This window comes from Kitasatospora sp. MBT66, from assembly GCF_000710405.2.
In the GTDB taxonomy this organism is placed as follows: domain Bacteria; phylum Actinomycetota; class Actinomycetes; order Streptomycetales; family Streptomycetaceae; genus Kitasatospora; species Kitasatospora purpeofusca.
The window spans coordinates 88,144-99,326 of record NZ_JAIY01000015.1 but is presented as its reverse complement, the minus strand read 5'-3'; the positions used below and the strand labels follow the sequence as shown (position 1 = coordinate 99,326).

Annotated in this window: 11 protein-coding genes and 1 pseudogene; 7 read left to right on the top strand and 5 right to left on the bottom strand. The window is 76.3% G+C overall.

Going from position 1 to position 11,183, the window contains the following annotated elements; all coding sequences use genetic code 11:
• Both BI06_RS51630 and BI06_RS35600 read right to left on the bottom strand, forming a co-directional pair.
• Positions 1–1,358: SNF2 helicase-associated domain-containing protein (locus BI06_RS51630; protein WP_043475271.1), on the bottom strand; the 1,358-nt coding region annotated here is incomplete at its 3' end.
• Positions 1,359–1,483: 125 nt separating this feature from the next.
• A complete protein-coding gene (locus BI06_RS35600; protein ID WP_043475268.1) occupies positions 1,484–3,121 on the bottom strand; it encodes an FAD-dependent monooxygenase in 1,638 nt (545 codons plus the stop codon).
• 266 nt (positions 3,122–3,387) lie between these two features.
• Between BI06_RS35600 and BI06_RS51625 the strand changes: the two genes are divergently transcribed.
• The 7 genes from BI06_RS51625 to BI06_RS47175 all read left to right on the top strand — a co-directional run bounded on the left by BI06_RS51625 (position 3,388) and on the right by BI06_RS47175 (position 9,737).
• Positions 3,388–3,570, top strand: a complete 183-nt coding sequence (locus BI06_RS51625) for a hypothetical protein (RefSeq protein ID WP_030396317.1) — start codon at positions 3,388–3,390, stop codon at positions 3,568–3,570.
• A 151-nt stretch (positions 3,571–3,721) separates the two neighbouring features.
• Positions 3,722–3,925 carry a DUF1508 domain-containing protein gene (locus BI06_RS35590; RefSeq protein WP_030396318.1) on the top strand — a complete coding sequence of 68 codons (204 nt, stop codon included), beginning with the start codon at positions 3,722–3,724 and terminating at the stop codon, positions 3,923–3,925.
• Between the two features lie 133 nt (positions 3,926–4,058).
• Positions 4,059–5,372 carry a glycosyltransferase family 1 protein gene (locus BI06_RS35585; protein WP_051742633.1) on the top strand — a complete coding sequence of 438 codons (1,314 nt, stop codon included), beginning with the start codon at positions 4,059–4,061 and terminating at the stop codon, positions 5,370–5,372.
• Positions 5,369–6,535, top strand: a complete 1,167-nt coding sequence (locus BI06_RS35580) for a glycosyltransferase (RefSeq protein WP_043475266.1) — start codon at positions 5,369–5,371, stop codon at positions 6,533–6,535. Before BI06_RS35585 ends, BI06_RS35580 begins: the two co-directional genes overlap by 4 nt.
• Positions 6,536–6,707: 172 nt before the next feature.
• Positions 6,708–7,688 carry an SGNH/GDSL hydrolase family protein gene (locus tag BI06_RS35575; RefSeq protein WP_082558923.1) on the top strand — a complete coding sequence of 327 codons (981 nt, stop codon included), beginning with the start codon at positions 6,708–6,710 and terminating at the stop codon, positions 7,686–7,688.
• A gap of 13 nt (positions 7,689–7,701) precedes the next feature.
• Positions 7,702–8,517: a hypothetical protein gene (locus BI06_RS47180; protein ID WP_233290419.1), complete on the top strand. Its 816-nt coding sequence runs from the start codon at positions 7,702–7,704 to the stop codon at positions 8,515–8,517.
• A 92-nt stretch (positions 8,518–8,609) separates the two neighbouring features.
• On the top strand, positions 8,610–9,737 hold the full coding sequence (locus tag BI06_RS47175; protein WP_082558922.1) for an NUDIX hydrolase: 1,128 nt from the start codon (positions 8,610–8,612) through the stop codon (positions 9,735–9,737).
• Between the two features lie 157 nt (positions 9,738–9,894).
• Here the strand turns inward: BI06_RS47175 and BI06_RS35560 are convergent, their stop codons facing one another.
• The 3 genes and pseudogenes from BI06_RS35560 to BI06_RS52970 form a co-directional block, all read right to left on the bottom strand.
• Complete coding sequence (locus BI06_RS35560; protein ID WP_030396324.1) at positions 9,895–10,269, bottom strand: hypothetical protein; 375 nt, start codon at positions 10,267–10,269, stop codon at positions 9,895–9,897.
• Positions 10,270–10,460: 191 nt separating this feature from the next.
• Complete coding sequence (locus tag BI06_RS35555; protein WP_369826319.1) at positions 10,461–10,853, bottom strand: roadblock/LC7 domain-containing protein; 393 nt, start codon at positions 10,851–10,853, stop codon at positions 10,461–10,463.
• 82 nt (positions 10,854–10,935) lie between these two features.
• A pseudogene (locus BI06_RS52970) lies at positions 10,936–11,183 on the bottom strand (hypothetical protein); the annotation flags it as partial.

The following is an 11,183-nucleotide window of genomic DNA, read 5'->3' as shown; positions in this document are numbered from 1 at the left end:
GCCGTCAGGACCAGGCCGAGCCGGGGGCGGCGCTGCCACCACGCGGGCAGCAGCACGCCGAAGCCGGCGGCGGTGAGCGCGGGCGCGTCCTCGCGCAGGAAGCGCAGGGCGCCGGCCCGGCCGAGCCGGGCCTCGGTGGGGAAGGTGCCGGTGAGCACGGCGCGCAGCTCCGGGGCGACCCGGACGGCGCGGGCCAGCTCCTCGTGGAACGCCTCGACCGGATCGCCGGCCCCGGCGGGGACGGCGTCCGCCAGCGCCTCCCGGGCCGGGTCGCGGGCGCCGGGGCGCAGCGCGGCGGCCGGGACCACCAGGGACGGGCGGTCGACGGCGCGGACCAGCAGGTCGAGCCGCCAGGAGTCGGCAGCGTCCGGGTCCGTACGGTCGTCGACCGCCGGGCCGGCGACGTCCGGGTCGGCGTCGTGGCCGAGCGGCTCGGTGAGGCGGAAGTCGAGCCGCAGCGGCCCGTCCGCCGGGCGCGCCGACTGCCAGGCCGCGAGCCGTTCGGGCAGTCCGGTGGGCGGCTCCTGGCCGAGCCGTCCGTCGGGCGAGTGCAGGGCGGCGAGGAAGGGCTCCGCGGGCGGATCGAGCTCGGCCAGCGCGACCCGGGCCTCCTGGTCGACCAGGGCGTCGAGCACCCCGGTGAACAGCGCGGCGGCGGTCGGCGGCGCGGTCCGGTCGGCCGTGCCGGGCCTGCCGGGCCTGCCGTCGGTGGAGGCCGGCGCCGGGTACTCGGCCCGGCACACCGGCGGGCAGCCCGCGACCAGCGCGGCCGACTCCCGGCGGGCCGGCGCGTCCGGCGCGGGCCGCCAGCGGGCGTACCACTCCCCCGCCTCCTCGACCGGCACCGGCAGCAGCCGCCCCCGCCCGACCAGCCGCCAGGCCAGATCGTGCACGGCGGCCAGCCAGCGCACCGAGGCGCCGTACGCCAGCTCGGCCGGCGTGCCGTCCGGCAGCTGCACGGTGGCGCCCGGCCAGTGCGGATCGTGCAGCGCGCCGAGCAGCTGGGCGGCCTGGGAGCGGTCGAAGAGCAGCGCGGGCACCCGCCACGGACTCAGCCCCACCCCGCGCGGGCCGGCCCCGACCGGCAGGTCCGGCGACGCCGCGGGCCGCCCGCCGAGGCTCGGCAGCAGCAGCCCCGTCCACCGCTCGACAGCCTGCTCGGCCAGCCACCCCAGCCCCGGCCCGACCGTCCCCAGCAGCCGCGCCACCTCCCCGGCCGGACAGGCGAACGGGTGCGCCGTGCCACCCCGGTCGGCCCGGTCCCCGGGCTCGTACGCATCACCCCGGTACACCGCCGCGTCCTCCGCCCAGACGGCGAGCCGGCCGTCGGCTCGCCAGAGCGCGTGCAGGGCGTACATCGGCGGGCGGCACCTCTCGACGGGACGGGTCTCCCACCTTAGGCGGTGCCTCCGACAACGCCCGCTGAGGGCACCTGACCTGCGGCGCGGCTGCCCTGGTTGTCGCCCTGGTTGTCGGCTGTCGGCTACCGGAAGGTGCGGCGCAGGTGGGTGGTCAGGGCGGCGGGGGTCGGGGCGGGCAGCCGGGTGGCCAGGTAGCCGTCCGGGCGGACGAGGAACGCCTCGCCGTCGGCCGGGGCGTAGGCGGTGCGGAAGGATCCGGCGGCGTCCCGCGCGTACGGCAGCAGCAGCCCCTCGGGCGGCGCCGGGGCGTCCCCGGCCAGCACCGCGTGGACGTCCAGCAGGCCGTGTGCCGCCGCGCGGGCCGCGTCGGCGAGCGCGTGCAGGTGTTCCGCCCGCGCCGTGCCGCCGGGCCCGGCGTCCGTGTACAGCAGCAGCGCGTGGTGCGGGCCGGCCCGCAGCAGGTCGAACAGCCGTTGGGGGAAGGCGGTGAGCGGCCGTTCCAGCCCGGTGCAGTCGGGCGCGCGGTCCCCGGCCCGCGGTCCGGCGCCGGTCGCGTCGTCCTCGTCACCGAGCGGTCCGCCCCGGTAGTTCACCAGCAGCTGGGCCTGGCGCAGCAGCACCGTGGTGAGGTCGTCGACGTCCGCCTCGCCCCGGGCGTGCCGCACGGTGCGGCCGACCACCTCCGCGCCGACCGGGTGGCGCTCGGCGTGGTAGCTGTCGAGCAGCCCGTCGGCGGCGGCCCCGCGCAGCGCGAGCGCGAGCTTCCAGGCCAGGTTGTGGGCGTCCTGCACGCCGGTGTTCATGCCCTGGGCCCCGGTGGGCGGGTGGATGTGCGCGGCGTCGCCGGCCAGGAACACCCGCCCGACCCGGTACCGGTCGGCCAGCCGGTGGCTGATCCGGAAGACCGAGGACCAGCGCAGCGCCCCCGCCGTGGCGGGCCGGGGCGAGAGCCGGTCGAGCACCGCCTGGATGTCCGCCAGTCCGGGCCCCCGTCCGCCCGCCAGTCCGTGGGTGACCTCCCCGGCGTCCGCGCCGTCCGCCGCGTCCTCCGGACCGGACGGGACCAGCATCGACACCCGGTAGCGGCGGCGCCCCGGCAGTGGGATGCAGACGAGCACGTCGTCGGGCGCGCCGTCACCGGTGCGGCGCAGGCACCGCACGCCGTAGCCCCCGGGCAGGTCCCAGTCGACCTCGACGTCCCCGAGCATGTACCGCTCCGGGAAGGCGTCGCCCGCGAAGTCGACGCCGATCGCGCGGCGGACCCGGCTGTGCGCGCCGTCGCAGCCCAGTACGTACCGCGCGCGCAGCACGGCCGGACCGTCCGGGGTCGCCAGTTCGGCGCGGACGTGGTCGTCCTCCTGGTCGAGGCCGAGCAGCTCGGTGCCCCGCTCGACCCGCGTCCCGAAGCCGGCCAGGTGCTCGGTGAGCAGCCGCTCGGTGGTGTCCTGCGGGAGCGCGGCGAACCGGTACGGCACCTCGGCGGGCAGCTCCAGCTCCAGCCGCGGTCCCGGCTCGCCGTCGACGAAGACGAGCTGGCCGAGCAGCGGCACGGCCTCGTCGAGGACCCGGCCGACCAGCCCCATCGCCTCCCACACCTCCAGGGTGCGGGGCTGGATGCCGACGGCCTTGGCGTACGGCTGCGGCCGGTCCAGCCGGTCGACGATCCGGCACCCGACGCCGCGGCGGCGCAGTTCGGCGGCGGCCGTCAGCCCGACCGGTCCGGCGCCCACGACCAGGACCTCCGTCCCGGTGTCGTCCATGAACCGTGCTCCTCGGTCCCCGAGCCGTCCCCCTCCCAGCCTGCGCCGACGGTTCGGGGCCCCGCCAGTCGTGCCACCGGCGCGACGGCACGGCGACGTCCCCGCGACGGCCCCGCGACGGCCCCGAGGCGGCACGTTCCGAACGGTCGCGACCGGACCCGGCGCTTTCCCTCAGCTGACCGAGTCCCGCACCCGGTGAGGTGGTTCGCTCGGCACCGACGGCGCGGGGAACCGACCGCGACGGAGGACCGATCGAGGGAGCAGTCATGGGCAGGGAGTTGTCGAAGAACGACATCGTTCGCCAGGTGCGGAGCGACTCGCGGATCCGGGTGCAGGTGGAGGCGGAGGTGTCCCTGGACGACGTGGTGCGACTGCTGCGCCGGCTCTTCCTGGGGGACGCCGCGGCCGACGCCATCGAGGCGGCCGCCTTCACCCTCTACCACGACTGACCGGACCGGGGCCGGCCGGACCGTCGACGGCCGGCCGAAGCCCCCGGCCCCGTTCGGAGTAGCCCCCTGATGCCTCATCTGACATGCGCGGCAAGGGATTTGCCCCTACGTTGCGTTGCGAGGGGGTCACCGAAGGAAAGGCGAACACTCCATGGCCGGCAAGTTCGAGCTGTACACCGACGACAGTGGCATGCACCGGTTCCGACTCAAGGCGAGCAACGGCACGGTCGTGGTGACCGGCGACCCGCAGGAGAACCGGGACGACTGCCTCAAGAGCATCGAGTCGATCCGCAAGCTCGCACCCTACGCGGAGCTGAAGGAGACGGCCGCCGGAGCGGCCGGAGCGGCTCGTTGACGTCTCGGTGACGTCGCGCTGATGCCCCCGGGAGGGCGGGACGCGGGTCGGTGGCACAATTCGCCGACCCGCGTTCGTTTGTACGACAGATCCCTTTGGCCGCCTGCACGCCGGACCCGGACAGAACACTGGCATGCGTGTCGTCATCGTCACCGAGTCCTTTCCCCCCGAGGTCAACGGCGTCGCCCACAGCGTGCTGCGGACCGCCGAGCACCTGCTCCGCCGGGGACACCAGCCGCTCGTCGTCACCCCGGCGCCCGCGCGCGGCGCGCAGAGCCCCTCGCACACCTTCGGCGCCGGCGGCGTGCCGGACGAGCTGCCGGTGGTGCGTGTGCCCTCCGTCCCGCTGCCCGGCTACCCGCAGGTCAGGATCGCACTGCCGAGCCGCCAGCTGGCCGCCGCGATCCAGGGCCACCGGCCCGACCTGGTCCACCTGGCCAGCCCGTTCGTGCTCGGCGCGCGCGGCGCGCAGGTCGCCGCCCGGCTCGGCCTGCCGATCGTCGCCGTCTACCAGACCGACCTGGCCGGGTACGCGCACGCCTACCGGGCCGGGCGCGGGCTCGGCGAGGCCGCCGCCTGGCACCGGATCCGCACCGTCCACGGCCTCGCCGCCCGGACCCTCGCGCCGTCCACCCCCGCCGCCCAGGACCTCACCGCGCACGGGGTCTCCCGGGTCCAGCTGTGGCCGCGCGGCGTGGACTCGGCCCGCTTCCACCCCCGCCACCGCGACGAGGCGCTGCACCGGGCGCTCGCCCCCGGCGGCGAGGTGCTGGTCGGGTACGTCGGGCGGCTCGCGCCGGAGAAGCGGGTGGACCTGCTGGCCGAGACCGCGACGCTGCCCGGCGTCCGGGTGGTGGTCATCGGTGACGGGCCCTCCGCTCCCGGCCTGAAGGCCGCCATGCCGGGCGCGGTCTTCCTCGGCCGGCGCACCGGCGAGGAACTGGCCCGATGTTTCGCGACCCTGGACGTGTTCGTGCACACCGGGCCGCTGGAGACCTTCTGCCAGACCATCCAGGAGGCGATGGCCAGCGGCGTCCCGGTGATCGGCCCGGCCGCCGGCGGACCGCTCGACCTGGTGGCGCACCACCGCACCGGCCTGCTCGTCCCGCCCCGCGACGGCGCGGCGGTGGCCCGGGCGGTGACGGCCCTGGCCGGGGACGCGGAGCTGCGGGCCGCGTACGGGCGCGCTGGGCGGGCGGAGGTGACGGCGCGCACCTGGGAGGCGGTCGGGGACCTGCTGCTGCGGCACTACGCCGAGGTGCTGGCGGAGCACCGCGGGGTGGCGGTCGCGGACGTGGCGGGGGCGGACGTGGTGGATGCGGCCCTGACCGCAGGCCCCGTCCCGCCACCGGTCGTCGTCCCGACCTCGCTGCCGCCGACTGCACCGCCGGCCTCGCCGTCGACCGCTCCGCCGACCGCCCCGCTGACGGAGGAACTGCCCGCATGACCACCGGCCCGCTCCGGATCGTCCGGGTGGCCAACTTCGTCACCCCCGTCTCCGGCGGACTGCGGACCGCGCTGCGCCATCTCGGCGCGGGCTACCGGGCCGCCGGGCACACCCCCGTACTCGTCGTGCCCGGGGAGCGCCGCGCCGTCGAGGAGGACGAGCAGGGGCTGGTCGTCACCCTGCCCGGCCCGGTGCTCCCCGGCAGCGGCGGCTACCGGCTGCTCACCGACCGCCGGGCGGTGGCCGCCGAACTCGAACGGCTCGCCCCCGACCGGCTGGAGGTCTCCGACCGCACCACGCTGCGCTGGACGGGCGCCTGGGCCCGGCGGCACGGAGTGCGCTCCGCGATGGTCTCGCACGAGAGCGCCGTCGGACTGCTGCGCACCTGGGGTCTGCCCGGCCCGGTCGCGGGGGCCGCCGCGAACCGGCTCAACGGCCGGACCGCCCGGTCCTACGACACGGTGATCTGCACGACGGACTGGGCCGCCGCCGAATTCCGCCGCCTGGGCGTACGGAACCTCGCCCGTGCGCCGCTCGGAGTGGACCTGGCCACCCTGCGCCCGCCGGACGACGACGCCCGGGCCGCCGAACGCGCCCGGTACGCGGACCCGGACCAGGTGCTGCTGGTGCTCTGCTCCCGGCTCTCCACCGAGAAACGCCCCGAGCTCGCGCTCGACGCCCTGGAAGCACTCCACTCCACGGGGCCGGGGATCGGGGCCGGGGCCGGGGCCGTGCTGGCGGTGGCCGGCACCGGGCCGCTGCGCTCCCGGCTCGCGGCCTCGGCCGCGCGGCGCCGACTGCCCGTGCACTTCCTCGGCCACCTGGCCGGGCGGGCGGCCGTCGCCCGGTTGCTCGGCTGCGCCGACGTGGTGCTCGCACCGGGGCCGGTGGAGACCTTCGGCCTGGCCGCGCTGGAGGCGCTCGCCTGCGGCACCCCGGTCGCGGTCAACCGGGGCTCGGCCCTGCCCGAACTCGTCGGCACCGCCGGCGTGGCCGCCGAGCCGACGGGCGCGGGCTTCGCGGAGGCGGTGCGCGAACTCCTCGCCCGCCCCGAACCGGCCCGCCGCGCCGCCGCCCGCGACCGGGCCGAACGCTACGGCTGGCCGACGGCGGTCGCGGCCTTCCTCGCCGCCCACGGCGCGGCCCCGGTCACGGCCGGCTGAGAACCCCGGGCGCGGGGCGTCGGGAGTCGGGCGGAGTGGGAAGTCGATCCCGCCGACTTCCCACTCCGACGCACAACGGAGCAGCGGGACAACGGGACAGCACGACAGCAGGTCGGCACAACAACGGCAGGGAACGGCCGGGCCGGAGGGCCCGGGAACGGTGGGAGGTGCGATGAACACGATCGCGGCGGTGGACGGGGACGGCGGAGGCGACACCGTACCCGGTGCCGCACGGGGAGCGGCCCGCCCGGGCGGGCGAACGACCGGCGAAGCGGTGCGGTTCGTCGCCCTCGGCGACTCCCTCACCGAGGGCATCGGCGACCCGATCGCCGACGGATGGCGCGGCTGGGCGGCCCTGCTCGCCCGGTCGCTGGCCCCGCCGCAGACCGGGGTCGAGTTCACCAACCTCGCGCGCAGCGGCGCGCTCACCACCGACCTCACCGCGGAGCAGCTGCCGGCGGCCCTCGCGCTGCGCCCGCAGTTCGCGGCCGTGGTGGCGGGCGGCAACGACACCCTGCGGTCCGGCTTCGACGTGGAGCGCACCACCCTGGCCCTCGACACCGTCCTCGGCCGACTCGCCGACAGCGGCGCCGTGGTGCTGACGGCCTGCCTGCCGGACCCGGGCACCCTGCTGCGGCTGCCCAGACCGCTCGCCCGCCCGCTCGCCCGGCGGATGCGCGCGGTCAACACTGTGGTGCACGCGCTCGCCGTCCGCCACCACGCCGTCCACCTGCACCTCGCCGAGCTGCCGTGGACCGCGGAGCGCCGACTGCTCAGCGTCGACCGCCTGCACCCGAGCGCCGAGGGCCACCACCTGATCGCCCGCGGGTTCCACGACCTGCTCGCCACCACCGACCACCCCCTCGGCCCCGCCCCCACCCCGGCACCGGCCGAACCCCCGCCCGGCACCCTGGCCGACCTCTGGTGGATGGCCACCCGTGGCACCCGCTGGGTCCTCGACCGCAGCACCGACCTCCTCCCGGGCCTGCTCGCCCTCGCCGCCGTCGAGGGCTTCGCCCGCCTGCGCGGCACGACCGACCGCCAGGACCACCGCATGACCCGGGCCACCACCACCGCCCTCGCCGCCCTCCCCGGGCCGCGGGGTCAACAACCGCCCCGGGTAAATCCGTTGCCACCGAGCGCGTCCGTATGACAGGACTGCACCGGTGAACACCCTGCCGCCGCTCCCCGGCCCGCTCCCACTGCCCGCACCGGACCCGCGTGCCCGCGACATCGTTCTCGACTTCGCCGGCATGGACGCCCTGGTGGCCGACCTGGTGCTGCCCGCCGACGCGTCGATGTACGTCATGAGCGCACTGGAAACGTCCCGCGAGCTCATCCGGCACTCCTACTACCGGTACGAGTTCGCCACCGTCGCCGTCACGCATTCCCTGTTCGCCTTGGAGCACCTGCTTGCCGGGCGCCTGGGCGTCGACGGACCGCTCCCGGTGCTCATCGAGCGGGCCCGCGACGCAGGGCTCGTCCCGGCCGAACTCGCGGCCGAACTCGATCGCGGACAGGAACTGCGCGACCGACTCGCGCAGGGCACCGTGACCAGTGCCGCGCTCCGCCCGGCCATGGCCGTCGCCATGGTGCGTGCCGTCTTCGAGGCGGTTTCTCTGCTCCTTCGCCCACCGGCTGCGGCAGAGGCGACAGCTACCGGCAGCGGCCGGCAAAGTCCCGAGGACCGACTCGCCCGGCTGTGGGAGGAACACCTGCGCGCCCCGTACCCCGACAGTTTCCGCGGCGTGGACATCGAGGGTGTGGAGCTGGCCCTCCTGGACGCCGACGTGGCCGGCCTGGTCCAGCGGGAGTTGAACGACAGGCTCGACGACGGTCTCATTGCCAGGCTCTGGGCGTGCATCACCGACCTCGACCGGATCGTGCCCCTGATCGACTCGGCCTACTGCGCCTTCTACTTCACGCGACTCCGGACGATGGCCGTACACGCGGCAACACGCCACACCCCCACGGCGACCTGACTCGGGGCGGAGGGGCGAACCGGGACGGCGGGGAACCGGGGCGGTGGGGCGGGGTGTCGTGACACGTGACCGGACGGACGAAGGGGGTACGGATGGCGGCGGAGGCTTCGAGGGCTTCGGGGCAGGAGTTGCTGGCGGCGGCGGGGGTGCTGTTCCCGGACGGGCGGGGGCGGGTGCTGGTGGTGCGGCTGCCGTACAACCGGAGGCACCCGGTGGCGGTGCCGGGCGGGGGTTGGGACCCGCAGGACGGCTCGCCGCGGCGGACGGCGGTGCGCGAGATCGAGGAGGAGCTGGGTTTCACGCCCCGGCTGGGGCCGCTGGCCTGCCTGGACTGGACGCTGGACGACCACCGTCCGCCGATCGCCGCCCACCTGTACTGGGCCGAGCCGCTGACGCCGGAGCAGGCGGCGGCGTTCACGCCGGACCGGGCCGAGGTGGGCGGCTGGGCCTGGCTGACGCCGGAGCAGGCGGGCCACGCGCTGCCGCCGCGGCTCTCCCGGCGGGTGACGGCCTGTCTGCGGGCGCCCCGCGCGGCCGGGCCGCTGGAGCTGGAGGACGGTCACCCGGTCGGGCACGTCCTCGAGGTGCTGACGCCCGGCCCGGTCCCGGAGTACACCGGCCCGACGGGGCTGTCGGAGCTGTCCGCGCAGTGGCCGCCGACAGCGGGCGGACCGCCGGCCGATGACCCGCCGCCACCGCTGGACCGGGACGCCTACTACGCCGGCCTCCCCCGGGTCCGGGCCAAGGCACGGACGGTGTTCACCGACCGGGAGGGCCGGGTCCTGCTGGTCCGGCTGCGGCCGTGGGACCTTCCGGGCGGCGAAGTACCGCACTGGACGCTGCCGGGCGGCGGTGTCGAGGCGGACCGGGAGCTGCCCCGGGCGGCGGCCCGGCGGGAGGTCCGGGAGGAGCTGGGCTGGTCCTGCGAGCCGGGCCGGCTGCTGGCCCTGGACTGGATGCCGGGGCGGGCGGCCGATCCGGCCGCGGACAGCGACACCGCCCGCCTGGTCTACCTCTTCGACGGGGGCACGGTGGGTGAGGAACTGCTCTCGTCGATCGTGCTGGCCCCGGAGGAGCTGGTCGAGTGGCGGCTCTGCGCGCCGGCGGAGGCGCGGGCACTGCTGGCGCCCGCACTCTGGGCGCGGACTGCGGCCGCGCTGGCGGCACGGAACCGGCCGGGCGGCCCGGCCGAACTGGTCGGCGGGTACCCGGCCGGCTGAGCCGTCCTGGTCCGGCCCCGGGGCGGGCGGCGTCCCGCCGGTCCCGGGTGCGGCCCGCGGACGACACCGCCCCGGCGGCCGACCGGACCACTGCTCGGTCCGGTCGGCCGTCGGGGAGTACGGTCACCGAGGAGTAGGGCCGCCGGACGGACGCCGGTCAGACCTCCAGCTCGGCCTCGATCTTGACGAGCTGATGGCGGGCCATCGCCAGGTTCGCCCGGCCCTTGTCCAGCGCCAGGTAGAGGAAGAGGCCCTTGCCGCTGCGGCCGGTGAGCGGGCGGATCAGGTGGTACTGGCTGCTGAGGGTGATGAGGATGTCCTCGATCCCGTCCCCCAGGCCGAGCATGTCCATGGTGCGCATCTTGGCCCGGACCACGTCCGTGTTGCCGGCGGCGGCGACGTTGAGGTCGAAGCCGCCGGGGCCGTCGAGGGTCGCGAGCGCCATGCCGCTGTTGTAGTCGACCAGGGCCGCGCCGATGGCGCCCTCGATCACGGTCATGGCCTGCTTGAGCGCGCCTGCGGCGTCGGTCATGTCACTGTCTCCAGTTCGTCGGTGCGTCGGTACGCCGAAAAAGTCGGTACGTCAGTACGTCGGTGGGTCGCTACGTCGATGGGTCGGTAGGGAAGTACGTCGGTATGTCGGTACAGCGGTAGGTCGGTACGGCAGCAGGTCGTTACAGCGGCAGGTCGATGAATCGGCCCGCCGGGAGCCCGGGACGGGTGTCAGTACTCCCGGGCGTCCTTGGGCAGGAGGGTGTCGTTCAGGAGCGCGGTGATGCGCTGGGCGGAACGGCGGGCCTCCAGGTGCAGGCGGCCGACGTTCGCGTCCGGGTGGGCGAGGAGGGTGAGCACGCAGCTCCCTCCCGCCGCGTAGGTGGCGACATAGCCGTGCTCACCGCGGACCAGCGACTCCCGGAACTCGCCCTGGCCGGTGCTGTCGGCGAGCCGTTGGGCCAGGCTGAGCGAGGCCGCGGTCATCGCCGCCAGGCCCGAGGGCTCGGTCCCGTGGGTGTCGTGGGCGACCAGCAGGCCGTCCACACTGGCCACCAGACCGCCGGCGAGATGCGGTACCCGGTGCTTGATGGCGCGGAGTTCGGCCAGCAGCTCGGTCTCCAAGGCGATCAGTTGTCTCCTTCCGACACGCTGCTTGAGCGCCCGCCTCATGGCCGTGCGGGGGGCATCGCGGGCGGAGAGTGGTTCAAAGTCTGGCCTCCAGAAGGGTTCGGACCCGGATCAGCAGAGCTGTGTCCGGATCGGCGGCGGTGAGCGGGAGGGCGGTGGTCCGCGGCCCGGACGCGGCCTGCGCCGGTACGGACGGAACCGTCGGCAGCGGCGGAGCCGCGGGAGCCGACGGAGCCGCCGCGCGGCCGGTGAGCGCGGCGAGCGCCGCGCCGGGAACACGCCGGTGCAGACCGCCGGGCCCCCTCGGCACCGGCACCGCGCCGA

Excerpts from the sequence above, each read along its gene's own strand:
- BI06_RS35600 (WP_043475268.1), bottom strand. The coding sequence starts at position 3,121 with ATGGACGACACCGGGACGGAGGTCCTGGTCGTGGGCGCCGGACCGGTC.
- BI06_RS51625 (WP_030396317.1), top strand. The coding sequence starts at position 3,388 with ATGGGCAGGGAGTTGTCGAAGAACGACATCGTTCGCCAGGTGCGGAGC.
- BI06_RS35590 (WP_030396318.1), top strand. The coding sequence starts at position 3,722 with ATGGCCGGCAAGTTCGAGCTGTACACCGACGACAGTGGCATGCACCGG.
- BI06_RS35585 (WP_051742633.1), top strand. The coding sequence starts at position 4,059 with ATGCGTGTCGTCATCGTCACCGAGTCCTTTCCCCCCGAGGTCAACGGC.
- BI06_RS35580 (WP_043475266.1), top strand. The coding sequence starts at position 5,369 with ATGACCACCGGCCCGCTCCGGATCGTCCGGGTGGCCAACTTCGTCACC.
- BI06_RS35575 (WP_082558923.1), top strand. The coding sequence starts at position 6,708 with ATGAACACGATCGCGGCGGTGGACGGGGACGGCGGAGGCGACACCGTA.
- BI06_RS47175 (WP_082558922.1), top strand. The coding sequence starts at position 8,610 with ATGGCGGCGGAGGCTTCGAGGGCTTCGGGGCAGGAGTTGCTGGCGGCG.
- BI06_RS35560 (WP_030396324.1), bottom strand. The coding sequence starts at position 10,269 with ATGACCGACGCCGCAGGCGCGCTCAAGCAGGCCATGACCGTGATCGAG.